This window comes from Humisphaera borealis (genome assembly GCF_015169395.1).
Classification (GTDB): domain Bacteria; phylum Planctomycetota; class Phycisphaerae; order Tepidisphaerales; family Tepidisphaeraceae; genus Humisphaera; species Humisphaera borealis.
Map to the genome: position 1 here is coordinate 272,593 of NZ_CP063458.1, position 15,725 is coordinate 288,317.

Annotated in this window: 15 protein-coding genes and 1 riboswitch; of the genes, 9 read left to right on the top strand and 6 right to left on the bottom strand. The window is 61.1% G+C overall.

What is annotated here, in order from left to right:
• Positions 1 to 20 precede the first annotated feature (20 nt).
• The 4 genes from IPV69_RS01100 to IPV69_RS01115 all read right to left on the bottom strand — a co-directional run bounded on the left by IPV69_RS01100 (position 21) and on the right by IPV69_RS01115 (position 5,123).
• Complete coding sequence (locus tag IPV69_RS01100) at positions 21 to 2,672, bottom strand: ABC transporter permease subunit (protein WP_206293066.1); 2,652 nt, start codon at positions 2,670 to 2,672, stop codon at positions 21 to 23.
• Positions 2,673 to 2,928: 256 nt separating this feature from the next.
• Positions 2,929 to 3,888 (bottom strand): PstS family phosphate ABC transporter substrate-binding protein, encoded by a 960-nt coding sequence (locus IPV69_RS01105; RefSeq protein ID WP_206293067.1) that lies wholly within the window; start codon positions 3,886 to 3,888, stop codon positions 2,929 to 2,931.
• Positions 3,889 to 4,096: 208 nt separating this feature from the next.
• Positions 4,097 to 4,477, bottom strand: coding sequence for a hypothetical protein (locus IPV69_RS01110; RefSeq protein WP_206293068.1), 381 nt, complete (start codon positions 4,475 to 4,477; stop codon positions 4,097 to 4,099).
• A gap of 175 nt (positions 4,478 to 4,652) precedes the next feature.
• Positions 4,653 to 5,123 carry a response regulator gene (locus IPV69_RS01115; protein WP_206293069.1) on the bottom strand — a complete coding sequence of 157 codons (471 nt, stop codon included), beginning with the start codon at positions 5,121 to 5,123 and terminating at the stop codon, positions 4,653 to 4,655.
• 185 nt (positions 5,124 to 5,308) lie between these two features.
• A riboswitch (SAM riboswitch) is annotated at positions 5,309 to 5,443 on the top strand.
• Between the two features lie 159 nt (positions 5,444 to 5,602).
• Between IPV69_RS01115 and thrC the strand changes: the two genes are divergently transcribed.
• From thrC to IPV69_RS01145, 6 genes are all read left to right on the top strand, one after another.
• Positions 5,603 to 6,871: a threonine synthase gene (thrC, locus tag IPV69_RS01120; RefSeq protein WP_206293070.1), complete on the top strand. Its 1,269-nt coding sequence runs from the start codon at positions 5,603 to 5,605 to the stop codon at positions 6,869 to 6,871.
• Positions 6,872 to 6,971: 100 nt separating this feature from the next.
• Positions 6,972 to 7,853 (top strand): hypothetical protein, encoded by an 882-nt coding sequence (locus IPV69_RS01125; protein WP_206293071.1) that lies wholly within the window; start codon positions 6,972 to 6,974, stop codon positions 7,851 to 7,853.
• A gap of 110 nt (positions 7,854 to 7,963) precedes the next feature.
• On the top strand, positions 7,964 to 8,242 hold the full coding sequence (locus tag IPV69_RS01130) for a MoaD/ThiS family protein (RefSeq protein ID WP_206293072.1): 279 nt from the start codon (positions 7,964 to 7,966) through the stop codon (positions 8,240 to 8,242).
• 180 nt (positions 8,243 to 8,422) lie between these two features.
• Positions 8,423 to 8,686: an NIL domain-containing protein gene (locus IPV69_RS01135; protein ID WP_206293073.1), complete on the top strand. Its 264-nt coding sequence runs from the start codon at positions 8,423 to 8,425 to the stop codon at positions 8,684 to 8,686.
• Between the two features lie 63 nt (positions 8,687 to 8,749).
• Positions 8,750 to 9,433 carry a hypothetical protein gene (locus IPV69_RS01140; RefSeq protein ID WP_206293074.1) on the top strand — a complete coding sequence of 228 codons (684 nt, stop codon included), beginning with the start codon at positions 8,750 to 8,752 and terminating at the stop codon, positions 9,431 to 9,433.
• Between the two features lie 114 nt (positions 9,434 to 9,547).
• Positions 9,548 to 10,300: a (Fe-S)-binding protein gene (locus IPV69_RS01145; RefSeq protein WP_206293075.1), complete on the top strand. Its 753-nt coding sequence runs from the start codon at positions 9,548 to 9,550 to the stop codon at positions 10,298 to 10,300.
• A 57-nt stretch (positions 10,301 to 10,357) separates the two neighbouring features.
• On the opposite strand, the gene IPV69_RS01150 is transcribed toward IPV69_RS01145, so the two are convergent.
• On the bottom strand, positions 10,358 to 11,218 hold the full coding sequence (locus IPV69_RS01150; RefSeq protein WP_206293076.1) for a hypothetical protein: 861 nt from the start codon (positions 11,216 to 11,218) through the stop codon (positions 10,358 to 10,360).
• 463 nt (positions 11,219 to 11,681) lie between these two features.
• Between IPV69_RS01150 and IPV69_RS01155 the strand changes: the two genes are divergently transcribed.
• The 3 genes from IPV69_RS01155 (at position 11,682) to IPV69_RS01165 (ending at position 14,847) form a co-directional block, all read left to right on the top strand.
• Positions 11,682 to 13,160, top strand: a complete 1,479-nt coding sequence (locus tag IPV69_RS01155; protein WP_206293077.1) for a LutB/LldF family L-lactate oxidation iron-sulfur protein — start codon at positions 11,682 to 11,684, stop codon at positions 13,158 to 13,160.
• A gap of 165 nt (positions 13,161 to 13,325) precedes the next feature.
• Positions 13,326 to 13,991: a LutC/YkgG family protein gene (locus IPV69_RS01160; protein WP_206293078.1), complete on the top strand. Its 666-nt coding sequence runs from the start codon at positions 13,326 to 13,328 to the stop codon at positions 13,989 to 13,991.
• A gap of 85 nt (positions 13,992 to 14,076) precedes the next feature.
• Positions 14,077 to 14,847, top strand: a complete 771-nt coding sequence (locus IPV69_RS01165) for a DUF1963 domain-containing protein (protein ID WP_206293079.1) — start codon at positions 14,077 to 14,079, stop codon at positions 14,845 to 14,847.
• Between the two features lie 26 nt (positions 14,848 to 14,873).
• Here IPV69_RS01165 and IPV69_RS01170 read toward each other — a convergent pair whose 3' ends face one another.
• On the bottom strand, positions 14,874 to 15,647 hold the full coding sequence (locus IPV69_RS01170; protein WP_206293080.1) for a DeoR/GlpR family DNA-binding transcription regulator: 774 nt from the start codon (positions 15,645 to 15,647) through the stop codon (positions 14,874 to 14,876).
• Positions 15,648 to 15,725 lie beyond the last annotated feature (78 nt).

A 15,725-nucleotide genomic window follows, 5' to 3' on the forward strand; every position in this document is an offset into this window, starting at 1 on the left:
CGACGGTTCATTGGCGGCGTTTAAAGCTGGTAGGCCCGCTTGCGGAAGCGCATTCGAACGATTTCTGCGGTCGTGTTGACGGCAAACGTAATCACAAACAACACCAGCGCCGACAGGAACAGGATTCGGTAGTGGGACGTATCCCGCGCGGCCTCGGGTAGCTCGGTCGCGACGTTCGCCGCCAGCGCGCTGAAACCGTTAAACATGTTCAGGTCGATCAGCGACACGCGACCCGACATCATCAGCATCACCATGGTCTCGCCGGCGGCACGCCCGAAACCGATCATGCAGGCCGAGAAAATGCCGCTCGTCGCGACGGGGAGGACCACCCGGATCGCGGTCTGCCAAGGGGTCGCGCCGGCACCCAGCGAGGCACTGCGGAGCGATCCCGGCACACTCGTCAATGCGTCTTCGGACACGGTGTAAATCAGGGGAATGATTGCGAATCCCATGAACAGCCCGACCAGCAGGCTGTTCCGTTGGACGTACGTTCCGACGACGCTGCCGACGCCGCCGAACTCCTTACGGAGATCGAATCCCGCCGAGGAGAGCAGTCTTCCAAGAGCCCAGGCGATCAGGATCGCGACCACAGCGATGGCAAGGAATCGAAGGACGTCAGTCGCCCCTTGCACGCTGCGGGAACGATGGGCGACGCTCGCGACCACCATTCGCCGAATGTTCGTGTTGTAGATGAAGACCAGTGCCATTCCGATCATGGGAGACAGCAGAATGACCCAGCCCGGGGTCGCGTCGCCGACGCGGCTCGCAAGCCACCCGCGGATGTCGCCGTAGAACATCAGCCGCTCGAGTTGCGGCCCGAGCAGATAGGTGACGACACCAATTGCGATGGTCGCGACGAGCATCAGGGAGAAACGCACGATCGCTGGCACCCGGATCGCGAACGCCGGCGGTAGCGTCTGCCAGATCAGGCCGAACAGCGCCAGACCGACGGGAATCGCGACGAGCATGGCCAGCAGGGCGGTGATCCAGCTCTCGACCAGGGGAGCAAACACGAGCGCACCGATGAATCCGAGCACCACCGATGGCAGCGACGCCATCAGTTCGATGGTCGGTTTGACGACCGCACGCACCCTGGGCTGCATGAACTCGCTGGTGTAAATCGCCGCCATGATGGCGATGGGCACGGCGATGAGCATGGCGTAGAAGGTCGCCTTGATCGTGCCGAAGATCAGCGGCCAGAGGCTGAACTTCAGTTCGGCGTCGTCGGTGCCGGCGGAACTCTGGTAGACGAACCCCGGTTTGGCGTAGCCCTCGTAATGGATCGGCGAAAACAAAGCCGACATCGACGCGTCCGCATGGGGATTGTCCAGGTTCACGAGCGTGAGCCGGTAGTCGTCGTCGATCGCCGCGATCGCCTGATTGTTGGGGCTGAAGGCCAGTGCCTGAATACGTCTGGCCCCCTGCGTGGTGAACGAGCCCTGGGTGGTGTTGCTCGTCATATGCCGGAGGACGACCTGGCCGCTCTTGTCGGCGGTAAGAAACTGCCGGTCCCGGCTGCTGGTGGCGACGGCGGTGACGGGCTGACCCTGTTCGGCCAAATCGTGGGCGAGCACCATGTGCACTTCGTCCCTGGTGGTGGGCTGCTGTCCCTTGGGGAAGGGGGCCGGGAACCATCCGGTGACGTCGCCGCGGTCGTCGGTGACAATCAGGGTGGTGTTCCCCAGCAGCATGCTCGCTGTCGCCAGGCTCCGCCCCGAGCTGGGCAGCAGGTCAAGTTCCTCGGCGACGTACGCCTTTTCAGGCACGTCAGTGTTGAAACGCAGGGTTGCGCCGTCGGCGTAAATGAGATACACCATGCGGCCGTTCAAGCCGACCAGCAGCGTTTGCGGCTTCTTCGCCTGGTAGGGCGGGGGGATCGGCAGCTCGTAGCTCTCTGCCGTCTTCACTTTCTTGACCAGGCCCTTCTTCACCACCGACGAATAGAACAGTTTTCCGTCCTCCCGCAGCGCAACAACGACTTCAAGCCGGTCGCTGAAAGAGTAGTCCAGCAAGCGGATCGGAGATGGCGTGTCGCCGATTTTGAGCGGGGGACTGAGATCGGCCCGGACGCGGAAAACGCGCGCCAGCCCCTCCGGCGTCAGGCTCGCGACACCGCCGTCGTAAGCGATCGTCTGACCCGCCTGCAGTCCCTTCAGGGGTTCGGGGCGCTCGGGCACAAACTGCAGATCGGTCTCAATGCGGCCGGCACGAACGGTGCCGTCGGCGCACCCGACCGCCACGTTTCGGCGGTCGACGGCGACGACGGTGGTCGGCGTATCTGACAGGGTGTCGCTCTTGACGAGCTCCCCGCCGGCGGTGCGGTAAACGTTGAGGTGTCCGCCGGCGTCGACCGTCCAGACATAGGTCAGATATTCGTCCAACGCCATCCCGCTGATGGCGGCGCCGCTGCCCGCCGTTGGCCGGGCCAGCTGAACGGACAGAATGGGGTTGATCTTCGGGGAGTCGAACAGTGGAACGACGACCGCCGCTAGCGCAAAGACGATCGCCGCGAAAGCGAACACGACACTCACGCCGCCGACCGAAATGACATACTTCGCGACGGCGTCGACGACCTTGACGGACCGGCGGGTCTTTCTGCGGGCAACGCCGGTGAAGGTCGCGGCCGGTCCGGCGGCCGTGCCGCCCTTGAGAGTGTCGTTGCCTTGAGCCAAGGTATTTCCGGTTGAACGAAGATCAGGACCGGCGAATCGTGATCTATTGCGGTCGAGCCGGCAAGGCGGCAATCACAACACTTGCCCGGACGCTCTCACACAGCGAGCCGTTCTGCCTGCGACCACGTCATCCGTACGAAGGCAAAGGCGACCGTTGGCAGGTCGTGCGTTCCGGGAAAAAAGACGGTGGCGGGATTTCACCACCACCGTCCTGGTTTGGCCGGCTGTCGGGTATCGCCTGGCGATACGCGTCGACTTACTTGATGTGCAATGCCGCCATGTCTTCCTTCAGGATTTCCGGGGTGATCGGGAAGAATCCGTCCTTGACGACGATCTGCTGGCCCTGCTGGCTGAAGATCATCTTGGCGAATTCCTTGACGATCGGGCTCGGGCCTTCGCCGGGCTTGGCGTTGACGTAAACGTAGAGGAAGCGGGCCAGCGGATAGTCGCCGCTGTAGGCGTTGGCGGCGTTGGCGTCGAACGCCTTGGCGCCATCCTTGGCCGAGAGCGGAACGGCCCGGACGTCAGCCGTCGCGTAGCCGATACCCGAGTAGCCCATGGCGAACTTGTCGCTGGCGATGCCCTGCACCACCGAAGACGAGCCGGCCTGTTCCTTGACCGACGGCTTGTAGTCCTTCTTGCCCATCGCGACTTCCTTGAAGAAGCCGTAGGTGCCCGAAGCGGAGTTACGGCCGTAAAGGCTGATGGGCTTGTCGGCCCATTCGCCGGCCAGGCCGACGTCGCCCCACTTCATGTCCTTGCCTTCTACCGAGAAGATCTTGCGGACCTGGTCGAGCGACAGTTCCTTGATCGGGTTGTCCTTGTGGACGAAGACGGCGAGCGAGTCGACGGCGGTGCGGACCGGGGTCGGGGCGTAGCCGTACTTGGCCTTGAACTGGTCAACTTCCGACGACTTCATCTCGCGGCTCATCGGCCCGAGCTGGGCGGTGCCTTCGATCAGCGCCGGCGGGGCGGTGCTGGAGCCTTTGCCTTCGATCTCGATGCCGACGCTGGGATAGGCCTTCTTGAAGCCTTCGGCCCAGAGGGTCATCAGGTTGTTGAGGGTGTCGGAGCCGACGCTTTTGATGTTGCCCGATACGCCGCTGGCCGGCTTGTAGTCGGGGATCGAGGGGTCGACTTTCACTTGTGCCAAGGCGAGGGAACCGGTCGAAACGACCGCCATCGCCACCAAACCACGAATCATTTTCGCGATCATAAGTAATCTCCGCTTGGGAATTTCGGTATGGCGGATCGACGACCGATCTCGCCGGACCACCACTGACCGAGTCGTTCGGACGCAGCCAGGGAGTCGGTACGTTCAGGTCTGCTGGAAAGTGTTGCTCGAGGCCGGCATGCCGCCGGGGCTTCCCGAGACATCCGCAAGGTAGACCCCGATACAGGGGCCGATCGCCGTTGACGGCAAATCAGTTCATCTTGTACTTGGCCTTGAATGCTTCGATCAGCTTCTTTTCGACGCCGCCACCTTCGCTGGCTTCGAAAACGACCGTTTCACCCTTGGGTCCGTAACCGATCTTGGTGACGGACATGGCCGGATGCTTGCCCTTGGCACCACCGGCGGCCGTTTCGTCGCTCGCCATGACATAAATCCGCCCGTCGTGGGTGACTTCATGGTACGTCGCTTTGGCGACGGCAGCGGCTTCCTTGGCCTTCTTGTCGTCAGCGGGCTTGGGGGCTTCGACCTTTTTCTCGATCTCGGGGGCGGTCGTCTTGTCGTTGCTCGAGTTGCAACCCGCGACAGACAACACCGCGACCACCGAACCCGCCATGAGGCTCTTGAAACGCATCGTTAACTCCTTCCAGTTTTCGCCCGTCAAACCTCTGCGCATGCAGGGGTCTTGACCTTCGGGCGCCTGCCGGGCCGAAAGGTAGTCGCGAAGTATTTGCAAATTGTTAACGTCCTATCAGTGAATCGCGAATGACGAAGCAAATGGCAAGGTTAGGCAACCGCGGAGAATGCCTTTAGCGTGGGGCGCGATCGGAAGCGTGATCGGAAGTGTGGGTTTCAGGGGCGTCGGTGGCTGTACTCTCCACATTCAGACCGCCTGCCAGAGCCAGCTCGACCACCGAAAGCAGCTGGTCGGGATCAATCGGCTTGAACAGAAGCGGCGGCAAAGCATGGGAGGTTAGTCGGGAGATGCCCGTTTGAATGCGTTCGGGAGGCATGCCGGAAAGCAGAATGACGGGCAACGCTTTTCGATGCTCCTGCAAATACTCCAGGACGCCAAAGCCGTCGACTCTTGGCATGTTCAGGTCCAGCAGGACCAGGTCCACGCGTCGCTCTCGCAGAATCTGGAGTGCCGAGCGACCGTCATCCGCCTGGTGGACTTGGTAGGCTCTGGAATCAAGCCACCGTGCCAGTGCCAGTCGCTCCTGTCGCGAATCGTCGCACAGCAGAATGGCCGGTGATGGGTATTCGGAACGATCTGTCATTCAGTGCCTTAGGAACTACTCTTCGTGGTACTTTGTCACAGCGATTCGCGGCTGCCAATGGACAATTGATCGGAAATCACGCGGATTGGGGTGTTATCTCGAGTGGCCTCGGGCGTTTGCCTATCGCTGGTTTCGTCTTGACATCAGCGTCCGTCGCAATAGAATCCGACCGACAAGTGAATACTTTCTTATCGAGAGTGGCTGAGGGTTTGGGCCCAACGACGCCACAGCAACCGTCCCGACGTTTTACGAGGGATAGGTGCTAATTCCCGCCCGGGAGCGACGATTTTCAGCGTCGCAGAGCCTGGGGAAGATAAGAGGCATCCTGAAAGCGACTTTGCGCAGGCCTCTTCTCACGGGAAGGGGCCTGTTTCTTTTTGGAGAGGCAGTAGGCGGTAGCAGGTAATCAGTCGTCAGAACAGGAGTCGTTTCCTTCGTCTGACAGCTGACTTCTGGCAATTGACTACTTCTCAGAGCAAATGAGCTACGTTAAAGGTCTGAAGTGCAAGGAATGCGGGCATCGGACGGCGATTTCGCCAGTTCACGTCTGTGAAGCATGCTTCGGCCCGTACGAGGTTGAATACGACTACGCCGCGATGGCCGGCAAGGTGACTCGAGAATCCATCGCCCGTGGCCCCAAGAGCCTTTGGCGGTACAAGGATCTGCTCCCTGTGGACAAGCCGGTCACCGGCTTCCACTCCGGCTTCACCCCCTTGAAAAAGGCGGATCGCCTTGCGACGGAGCTCGGCGTCAAGCAGCTTTACATCAAGGACGACTCGTGCAACTACCCGACGTATTCCTATAAGGAACGGGTCGTCGCCGTCGCGATCAGCAAGGCGGTCGAGTTCGGGTTCAAAACCGTCGGCTGCGCCAGCACCGGCAACCTCGCCAACAGCACCGCCGCCCATGCCGCCCAGGCGGGGCTCAAGTGCTACGTGATGATTCCGCACGATCTGGAGCAGGGCAAAGTGCTCGGCTCGCTGATCTTCGGCCCGCAGATGGTCCGCATCCGCGGCAACTACGACGACGTCAACCGCCTGTGCACGGAGATCGCCGATAAGTACGGCTGGGCGATTGTGAACGTCAACCTGCGTCCGTACTACACGGAAGGCGCCAAGACCTACGGCTTCGAGATCGCCGAGCAGTACGGCTGGCAACTGCCGCAGCACACCGTCGTCCCCACGGCCGGTGGCACTATCCTGCCCAAGATCTACAAGGCGTATCAGGAACTGATCACCCTTGGCCTTGTCGAAGACAACAAGCCAAAGGTGTATTCGGCCCAGGCCGCCGGCTGCAATCCGGTGGTCAAGGCGATCCAGAAGGGCGTCGACATCATCGAGCCGCAGAAGCCGAACACGATCGCCAAGAGCATCGCGATCGGCAATCCGGCCGACGGCTACTACGCCTACCAGTGTGTCACCAAGTCCGGCGGCTACGGCGAGAGCGCGACCGATCGCGAGATCATCGACGCCATCAAACTGCTGGCCAAGACTGAAGGCATCTGGACCGAACCGGCCGGCGGAACAACGCTCGCGGCGACCATCAAGCTGTTGCAGAGCGGGCGAATTCCGAAGGACGAATCGGTGGTCATTAGTATCACCGGCAACGGGCTTAAGACGCAGGAAGTCGTCGCCGATGAGCTGCCGTACCCGCGCGTGATCGACGCGAAGATGACAGAGTTCGACGAGTTGCTCGAGGAAACCAGGCGTGCCCAGTCCGAGCCCGAACCGGCGCTCGTGGGAGCCTGAAGGGTGAGCTCTGCGGCACTGCCGTAGATGGTCTGGCTCCGGAGCCAAGGCCCTGCCAACCGGCGACGCGCCGATGTGAGTCAGAATCAGGGGAACCACCATGCGAGACAAGCTGTCGCTTGCGGTTTTGGTCGCATGGCTTGCGTCGGTCTTTGTCGGCCTGCCGACAGTAGTCGCTGCACCGGCCGCAAAGTCGCCGGCGCGGATGGCGGTCGACGCGGCAATCGAGGAACTTCGAAGGGAGTTTCAGGCGCACCTGCGTGACCCGAAAACCCCGGTCCGCGAGGCCTGCGATTATTTCACCACCAAGCCTTCCAAGGCCGTCACGTTCGAAGCGGTTGTTGTCGCTTTTGAATCGAAGGTCGATCCTGATGTCAGGACGGCGGCATACATACGCTGGCAATTGATGTCGGCGCTACCGGCGGAAATCGCACCGGCGGACGTGCCTGCGGCGATCTCGGTCTATCGCAAGGCGCCGCTGCCGTTGCCACGCGTGGGTCTCTCCGCAGCGGAACAGGCGAAGCTCGACAAGGCGATTGAGGGTCGTCGCACCACCGACGACGTCATCCTGACCAGCCAGTTGCAGGCCGCCGTCCGGGAGTGGAGTCGGGCGAACAAGCACGTGATCGCCTATCGCGACGAGTGGTATCGTCGCCTGCCCAGGAAGCTGCCTACGTTCGTCGCAGCGTTCCAAGACGCCTTCGAGCGGCAGAACCTTGCGGCCGGGGCTGAAGACTTCGTGCCGCTGGTCATCGCCGACGTCCAGAATTGGCTCGTCGCGGGTGACGCCGACCCGGCCAAGTGCGGGCAACTTGCCGAGGTCCTGGCGCAGTTGCGGGCGAAGGAGCCGCCTTCCTACTATGGGTACGCTGCCGTCAGGTATGGCAAGCTGACCTGGGTCAAAGACAAAGACTCGATGGACCCGCGGAAGAAATTGACCTATCTTCATCAGTCTCTGGTCGAAGCCGCCGCCAAAAAGTAGGGTCCGCCTTGGCGGACGCGAGGCCTGCCGCCTGCGACCGAGGAATGCCGTAGCGGGTTCACGTTGGCCCGCCGAATTGAATCGTCCTTTTGAACGTCTGAGAGATCGCAATGAGCGTGAAGGTTCGCATCCCGTCCCCGCTTCGCAACTACACCAATGGCGCCGATGTTGTCGAAGCTGCCGGCGTTAACGTCGGCGAAGTCCTCGGCAGCCTCAAGAGCAAGGCCGCCGGCATCGAGACCCGGCTTTTCAAGTCCGAAGGACAGCTCAACCGGTTCGTCAACATCTACGTCAACGACGAAGACATCCGCTTTCTGAAGAACCTGGAAACGCCGGTCAAGGAAGGCGATGAGATCAGCATCGTTCCGGCGATTGCGGGCGGAGTTTGAACCCGAAGTTGTGACCGCGTCGCGCTGACCGGTTCGTAGGTCCGGCCCGCGTTGAACGCCAATGCTGTAGTAAGCCGGTCCACGAAGTTCGCGACGACCAGCCATCGGGTCTGCGATCGCCGGTTGATTCGCATCGCCTCGTCGAAGGCTTACTCCGGCCCACTCACTACAAGGTCACCCATGAGCGATCAGAGTTCGTACAGCAAGCGTTGCTGGTTCACCTTCCCCTCCCGCACGCAGGTGGAGAAGCCCATCATCTGGCAGATGAGCCGCAAGTTCCCGGAAGTCAGCTTCGACATCCGCCAGGCAAGCGTGCAAAACGAGATCGGCATCATGGCAATCCTGCTGACCGGCCCGCGCGACGATGTCTTTGCCGCCATCGAGTTTTGCCGTTCACACGGCGTGCAGGTCGATCCGATCGAGAAGAGCGTCATCGAAGGCTGACGGCTTTTCCTGCGTGACTTGTCCGTCCCTCTCTCGAATAGTCCGGCATACAATGCCGGTACGATGACCGACTTCCTTGCCGACAAAGCCGAGCAACTGCTGTCTTGGGTCGTCCCCGACATCGACGCGTGCCGCCGACTCGCGATGGAGGTCCGCACCCGCGATCCGAACGCCAGCCCCGAGCAGCTCGCAAAGGCGTTGATTCGCTACGCACAGAAGCAGGGGGCCACGGTCGGCGGGATGACCGGGTTGGCCGCAAGTCCGGTCACCATGCTGCCGGCGGCACTGGCCGACATCGCCGCGATGCTCAAGATCGAGGGCACGATGGCCGGTGGCATCGCCGCCATCCTGGACCCGGCATCTCTGGACGACCCCGACCGATTCCGCACCGACGTGCTTGCGATCGCCTTCCCCGCCGCGTTCAGCCAGGCCTTGCGGCAGATTGGTATTCGCGCCGGCGAGCAGTTCACCAAGAACCTGGTCCGCAGGGCGGTCGGCAAGGGGAGTGTCGAAGGCATCTTTAAGATCGCCAGCCGATTTCTCGGAGCGAAAGTCACCGGTCGAACACTCGCCAAGGGCGTGCCACTGGTGTCGGTGGGCATTGGTGCCGGCTGGAACTGGGTGGAGGTTGAAGGCGTCGGCCGACGTGCGATCGCCTACTATACCGGGCAGCCCATCGGCGTCGGCAGGATCAAGCAGCTGACCCGGAGCATCCTCCCTAAACGCTTCGGCGGATCTGACCGGTAGGTTGCTCGAGCAAAGTCGCGCCCGGCCCGCCGACACAGCGGTGTTTTACCGTCCACATGCCGGGCAGCCGATGGGTTCGCATCGGCACCGGCAACCGCTTACACTTGTCACACCATGCCCCATGATGTCGCGCTCTTCGTCACCTGCCTGACCGACCAGTTCTATCCCCATGTCGGCGTCGCGGTCACCAAGATCCTTGAGCACTTCGGCTGCCGAGTGCACTTTCCCCAGGCACAAACCTGCTGCGGCCAGCCGTTCTACAACAACGGGTTTCACGACCAGGCCGCCACGCTCGGCAAGCGTTTCATCGAGGTCTTTGAGCCGTACAAGTACATCGTGACACCCAGTGGCTCGTGTGCGGCGATGGTCCGCGAGCAGTACGAACAGCTCATGAAGAACGACCCCGCCTGGTCGCACCCCATGCACGAGACCGTGTCCAAGACGTACGAGTTCGTCGAGTTCCTGGACAAAGTGCTCAAGGTCGACTTCAGCCAGTTCAAACTCCCGAAGCCAGAGTCGATCACCTACCATTACACCTGCCACCTGCGCGGCATTGGCGTGAAAGATGAGGGCGTAAAGCTGCTTCAGCAGATCGGCAATGTCGATTTCCGCGCGATGGAGAAGACCGACCAGTGTTGCGGCTTCGGCGGAACCTTCGCAATGAAGTATCCCGCCATCAGCGGGGCGATCGTGGAGGACAAGGTCGCCTGTATCGCTGCGACCGAAGCGAAAACCCTGGTCTGCAATGACGCCGGCTGTTCAATGAACATCAGTGGAATGTGCCACCGGGATGGCATGGCCGTCCAGACACGACATATCGCCGAACTGATGGCCGAGGCGATGGGCTTGGAAACCGCGGCGTGGTGACTCGATGTTTGCCCTGCGGGTGCAGCTTGCGATGTCTGCCCGGTGCGGGGTCTCAACTCATCCGAGCTTCACGTTTCGAATGATCCCCACAAAATCGTTCGAATCGGTCCCGCCGGTTCTGTCGTTGTTCCAGTCTTCGGTGGTGAAGATGTAAGCGTTGGCGACGAGCACGCCATTCTGCTTAAGGGGGAAGAACCGGATCTTCCGCTTGATCGTTGTTTCGACGGTGTTGAGCGAATCCTGGCTGTACTGCGTGGTGTTGATGTTGGTGTACTGCGAGTAGAGCCCGAAAGAGGCCGTCCCGGGGTCAAAGCTCGTCACGCCGGTGTATCCCACATTCACGCTCTGGCTGCTCGTGCCGTTGACGCTCAGCAGCTTGTTCTTGGTGCCCGGGGTGCCGGACTTGTACCAGCCAACGATTCCCGCCGGCGATCCGCCCGCGAACGCCGCCAGCGGCTCGATGGTCACGGCAGCGGTTCCGGATTTCTTCAACAGCTGCATCGTCACTTCGTCGTTGACGCCGCGAACTTCGGTGTTGCTGAACAGGTTGGTGGTGGCGGGATTGGAATCGCCGGTGCGGGAGTTGATGGAGTAGAGGTCGAAGATGCGTTGGAGCGAAGGTTCCAGCTGTCCGCCGATGCCGGCCGTCGCGAGGCCGCGGAGTGAGACGGTGATGGTCGGCTTCGTCAGGTCGTTGGTGGTCAGGGTAAGGGTCGCGGTGCGAATGGTGCTGGTGGAACCGGCGGGGGGCTTGAACGCAAGCGACATTGACGTCGACAGGCTGGCCGAAACGGTATAGGGAAGCACGCCGCCGCCGGGTTTCGTGACAATAGCAAACTGGCTGGCGTTGGTTCCGGAGAGGGCCGCCCCGGTGATCTTTACCGCGAACGTACCGGTGTTCTTAAGCGAAAGGCTCACGCTCGGACCGTTTGCGCCACCCACGGGATCGTTAAATCGGAGCGTCAACTTCCCGGGCACGACCGAAAAGTGAGTCCGCTTTTCGAGCGGCTCAATCGACGCAACAACAGAGGAACGTCTCGGATCGCAGGAATGATCTGAACGGGACACGCGAGCTCCAGTCTTAACCTTCGCAGGGCGGATTTCAGTACGGTCGTGCGGCTTGAGCAACTTACCATAGTTCCTTTTGCCACGAAGCACATTCGTAAGGGCAAGCGAGGAAAATCTGGCTCGGGGCATTCAGGCAGCTAAGGCCATTCAGACCGGTTATTGCCCCCATCCCGCACCGAATCGACGACTTGATGCCTGACTGGATCAGTCCCCCAGTTTCATTAATGGTCTGCCGCACGTCCCATCGGCCCTTTCACGAATGCTGAAGGCCCATCCGGGTGCTACGAGGCGATCCGGTCGGTATACTCAGGGAATGGCACCCAGCCTCGTCGAACCGTCGCCTCCGTTGAGACAGAGCATCTCTCTCCCGGTACTCCCCCCTGAACCGCCCTTCGATTTCGCTGAAGCCAGCGTTGCCGCCGCCGGGAACACCAAGCTCAAGGCGTCGATCAACAATGCGGTGCTGCGGCAGCACACGGCGAGGCAACTTCGGATTCTTGAGCTGCCGGATTCCGACAAGCTGCGCGACCTGGCCGGGCGGATCAAGCAGCACACGCTCGATCACCTCGACTACTACCTCGAGCAGCTCGTGGTGAACGTCCGCAAGAATCGCGGACACGTCCATTTCGCCGTCGACGCCGACGAAGCCCGCCGAGTCATCCTGCAGATCGCCGCAGATGCCGAGTGCACGCGGGTCGTCAAAAGCAAGTCGATGGTCAGCGAGGAGATCAACCTTGCTCACATCATGGAGGCGGCGGGGCTGGACGTGGTCGAAACCGATCTGGGCGAGTTCATCGTGCAGATCGACCACGACAAACCGAGCCATCTCGTCGCGCCGATCGTTCACAAGGACAAGGCGAGCATCGCCAAGCTATTCAGCGAGTATTTCAAGACACCCTACAACGACGACCCCAACGCCCTTTGCAACCAGGCCCGAGAGTACCTGCGCGACAAGTTCCGCAAGGCCGACCTGGGCATGACCGGCGGTAACTTCCTGGTTGCCGAAACCGGCCTGGTCTGCTCGGTCGAAAATGAAGGCAACCAGCGGCAGTCGGTCAGCACGCCTCGCGTGATGATCGCACTGGTCGGCATTGAGAAGATCGTTCCCCGCATGGCCGACCTGGCGGTGATGCTCAAACTGCTGACCCGCAGCGCCACCGGCGCGCCGATCACCATCTACAACAACATCTACGGCGGCCCCCGGTCTGCCGGCGAGAAGGATGGCCCCGAAGAGTTCCACCTGGTGCTGGTCGACAACGGCAGGACGGAAATCCTGGCCAGCGAAGAGTACCGCGAGACGCTGCGCTGTATCCGCTGCGGGGCCTGTCTGAACGCCTGCCCGATCTACCGAAAGATCGGCGGTCATGCCTATGGCAGTGTTTACCCCGGGCCGATCGGTGCACTGATTACGCCACTCTTCAAGGGCCTGGAGAACTACAAGGATCTGCCGCAGGCCAGTTCCCTCTGCGGCGCGTGCTATGAAGCCTGCCCGGTCAAGATCAACATCCCCAAGCACCTGGTGAACATGCGGCGGGACATCAACCGCCGACACCTCAATGGCTTCTTCGAACGAGCCATCTACAAGACCTGGGCATGGAGCCTTAAGAGCCCGTTCCTTTACGGCATGAGCACGCTGATGCAGAAATGGGACCTCCGCCGTCGCGCCGGCGGCACCGGATGGATCGCCAAGCTGCCGATGTTCGCCGCCGGCTGGACGCAGGTGCGCGACATGCCCGCACCGGCGAAGAAGGCGTTTCACCAGATGTGGAAGAAGAGACCTGCGGGTCAATGACGAATGACGAAATCGGAATGGCGAATGAAGTGCCAAATCTCAATGATCAACTGCCGATCCGACTTCGTCATTTGAGCTTTGCTATTTGGGCTTCACTCTTCATTCGAGATTCGTCATTCGTCATTCCGATAAATCAGCCCTGAGATGCCTCGAACCGTGTCCAATATGACTCCAGACCCGCTCACCCATCCCGTCATGGACCGCGTCCGCCAGTCGCTCGGCCGGACTGCACCGCGCGTCAATCCGCCGATTCCCCCGGAGATTGAAGAGCACGTTGTACGCCTGGTTCACAGCGATATCGGCTTGTCGGAGCTTTTCATCAAGCGGGCAAGCGAGATGAAGATGCTCGTCGAGGCGGTTGGCGTCGAGCAGCTTCTGACCCGCCTGACGGACTTCCTGAAGGAGCACGGGATCAAGCGGATCATGCTGTCGGACACGCCGATCATCCTGAAGCTCAATATCGTCGAGCACCTGCGACAGGCCGGCCTCGACGCCAAGCAGTGGGCCGACATGACCGCCGACGAGACCTACGACTTCGACTGCGGCGTGACGGAGGTCGACTACGCCGTCGCTGAGACCGGCACCGTCGCGATCCGCCACGGCCCGCACCACGGCCGGCTGTTGTCACTCGTCCCGTTCGTTCACGTAGCGATTGTGGAACCCCGGCTGATGGTGGCCGACCTGATCGACCTCTTCGCCGCCCTGAAGCGCGACGGCACCGGCAGTGGCACAACGCTCATCAGCGGCCCGAGCAAGACAGCGGACATTGAGATGAACACCGTCACCGGCGTTCATGGACCGAATATTGTGAAGGCTTTTGTACTGTCTTAGGTGGGAACAGGTAGGGCGGGCGGTGCCTGCCGAAGAGTCACATGCCGCGACGGAGTATTAGACATCTGATGAACTGGGAGGACGTATGTCAATTGAGCTGCCAGATGGGATGGAACCACTCCGGGCATTCATCGAATCTCACCGTCGCGATTGCTGGGTACCTGTTGTCCAGTCAGGCGATGGCCCGCTCGACGCGTCGAAGTTCTCCGGCACTCCTTGGCTACAGGAAGGAGAATCTTGGCCCAGATGCATGTGCTGTGGCAAGCCGATGCAGCTCTTCGCACAGGTGAATTTCGGTACCACACCCAAGGCGACCCAGAAACAATTCGGCTCACGGTTGTTTCAGGTGTTTCTATGCATCGAAGGGGAATGCCTCTACGTTGAGACGACGACACCGTGCTGGCTGGTTCGGTTCACCGACGGCACCAACCAAGCCGACAGAATTGTCACGCCTAAGTTCAGAAACCCATTGCCGCCGAAGCAGATCATTCAGTGGGCACATAAGGATGATTACCCAGATCACCCTGATCTGGAGGACGCCGGGCTTGCTTTTCCAGACTCCGGTGATGTGATTCGGTGCCCCTCGATCAACTTCGAGGCCGAAGCGCCGTTTGACGACTATTTGGCCCTCAGCCACGTGGTTTCGGGAGAGAAGATCGGCGGGTGGCCCAAGTGGAGCAACATTTCAACGGTGTACCCCTCCTGCCCAAAGTGCAGCAATCCTATGAACGAAATGGTCTTCCAGATCGGCTGTGAGGACAACATCCCTTACATGCTCGGCGACGGCGGTACGGCCCAGGTTGTAAGATGCCAAGATCATCCGGACACGTTAGAGTTTACGTGGAGTTGCGGGTGATTCGCCTCCGGCGGGCAGTGCCCGCCCTACGCGGCCACGATCAACTCACACCCCGCCTTGCGAACCGCATCAGCGTGCTGCGGCTCAATGCCGGCATCCGTGACGACGACGTGTACCCCCGACAATTCGCACAGGTTCGCCAGCGCCTGCTGGCCGAACTTGCTGCTGTCGGCGAGCAAAACCACCTGCTGCACCTGCCGCATCATCTGCCGTTCAGCTTGTACGAGCAGGAGATTCTGGTTGTAAATGCTGCCTTCATGCACACCCGCACAGCTCAGAAAGAGCGTGGAGGCGTGGATGCTCGTCAGGAAAGTCTCGACGTGCGGTCCGAGCAGTACGCCGTAGCGCGGGTAGACCAGACCGCCGGTCAGGAGCAGCTCGACGCTTTCATCGTTCAGGAACAGGTTGCCGATCGGCAGGGAGTTGGTGACCAGTTGCATCGAGCGGCCGGCCAGTTCGCGGGCCAGGAAGAATGTGCTCGTCCCACCGTCGATGAGCACCGTCTGTCCGGGTTTCACCAGCCCGGCGGCGGCTTTGGCGATCGCCAGTTTGTGTTCCTGCCGGAAGCTCATCCGCTGGTCGAACGCGTACGGCCGCGAGACCGCGGTCGGCATTTTCTCGCCCAGCCAGACGACGCCCCCGTGTGTTCGCTCGACGATGCCGGCTTCTTCAAGGGATTCGACGTCGCGGCGAATGGTGGATTGAGACACTCCCAGCTCCGCCGCGAGCGAATCCAGGTCGCTCGTGCCACGCTTGCTCAGGAGGTTTTTGAGGAGGTTTTGTCGGTCGACGATAAGCATCAGGTACGGCGCGGCGGCGTTCGATTGTAGGGCCGGCACGGCCCGTGGGAACCATCAAGATTCGCTGAAAAAATCAGT

Coding starts and splice junctions, on each gene's coding strand:
- IPV69_RS01105 (WP_206293067.1), bottom strand. CDS start 3,888: ATGATCGCGAAAATGATTCGTGGTTTGGTGGCGATGGCGGTCGTTTCG.
- IPV69_RS01125 (WP_206293071.1), top strand. CDS start 6,972: ATGCGAGACAAGCTGTCGCTTGCGGTTTTGGTCGCATGGCTTGCGTCG.
- IPV69_RS01160 (WP_206293078.1), top strand. CDS start 13,326: ATGACTCCAGACCCGCTCACCCATCCCGTCATGGACCGCGTCCGCCAG.
- IPV69_RS01135 (WP_206293073.1), top strand. CDS start 8,423: ATGAGCGATCAGAGTTCGTACAGCAAGCGTTGCTGGTTCACCTTCCCC.
- IPV69_RS01110 (WP_206293068.1), bottom strand. CDS start 4,477: ATGCGTTTCAAGAGCCTCATGGCGGGTTCGGTGGTCGCGGTGTTGTCT.
- thrC (WP_206293070.1), top strand. CDS start 5,603: ATGAGCTACGTTAAAGGTCTGAAGTGCAAGGAATGCGGGCATCGGACG.
- IPV69_RS01130 (WP_206293072.1), top strand. CDS start 7,964: ATGAGCGTGAAGGTTCGCATCCCGTCCCCGCTTCGCAACTACACCAAT.
- IPV69_RS01165 (WP_206293079.1), top strand. CDS start 14,077: ATGTCAATTGAGCTGCCAGATGGGATGGAACCACTCCGGGCATTCATC.
- IPV69_RS01115 (WP_206293069.1), bottom strand. CDS start 5,123: ATGACAGATCGTTCCGAATACCCATCACCGGCCATTCTGCTGTGCGAC.
- IPV69_RS01155 (WP_206293077.1), top strand. CDS start 11,682: ATGGCACCCAGCCTCGTCGAACCGTCGCCTCCGTTGAGACAGAGCATC.
- IPV69_RS01170 (WP_206293080.1), bottom strand. CDS start 15,647: ATGCTTATCGTCGACCGACAAAACCTCCTCAAAAACCTCCTGAGCAAG.
- IPV69_RS01145 (WP_206293075.1), top strand. CDS start 9,548: ATGCCCCATGATGTCGCGCTCTTCGTCACCTGCCTGACCGACCAGTTC.
- IPV69_RS01140 (WP_206293074.1), top strand. CDS start 8,750: ATGACCGACTTCCTTGCCGACAAAGCCGAGCAACTGCTGTCTTGGGTC.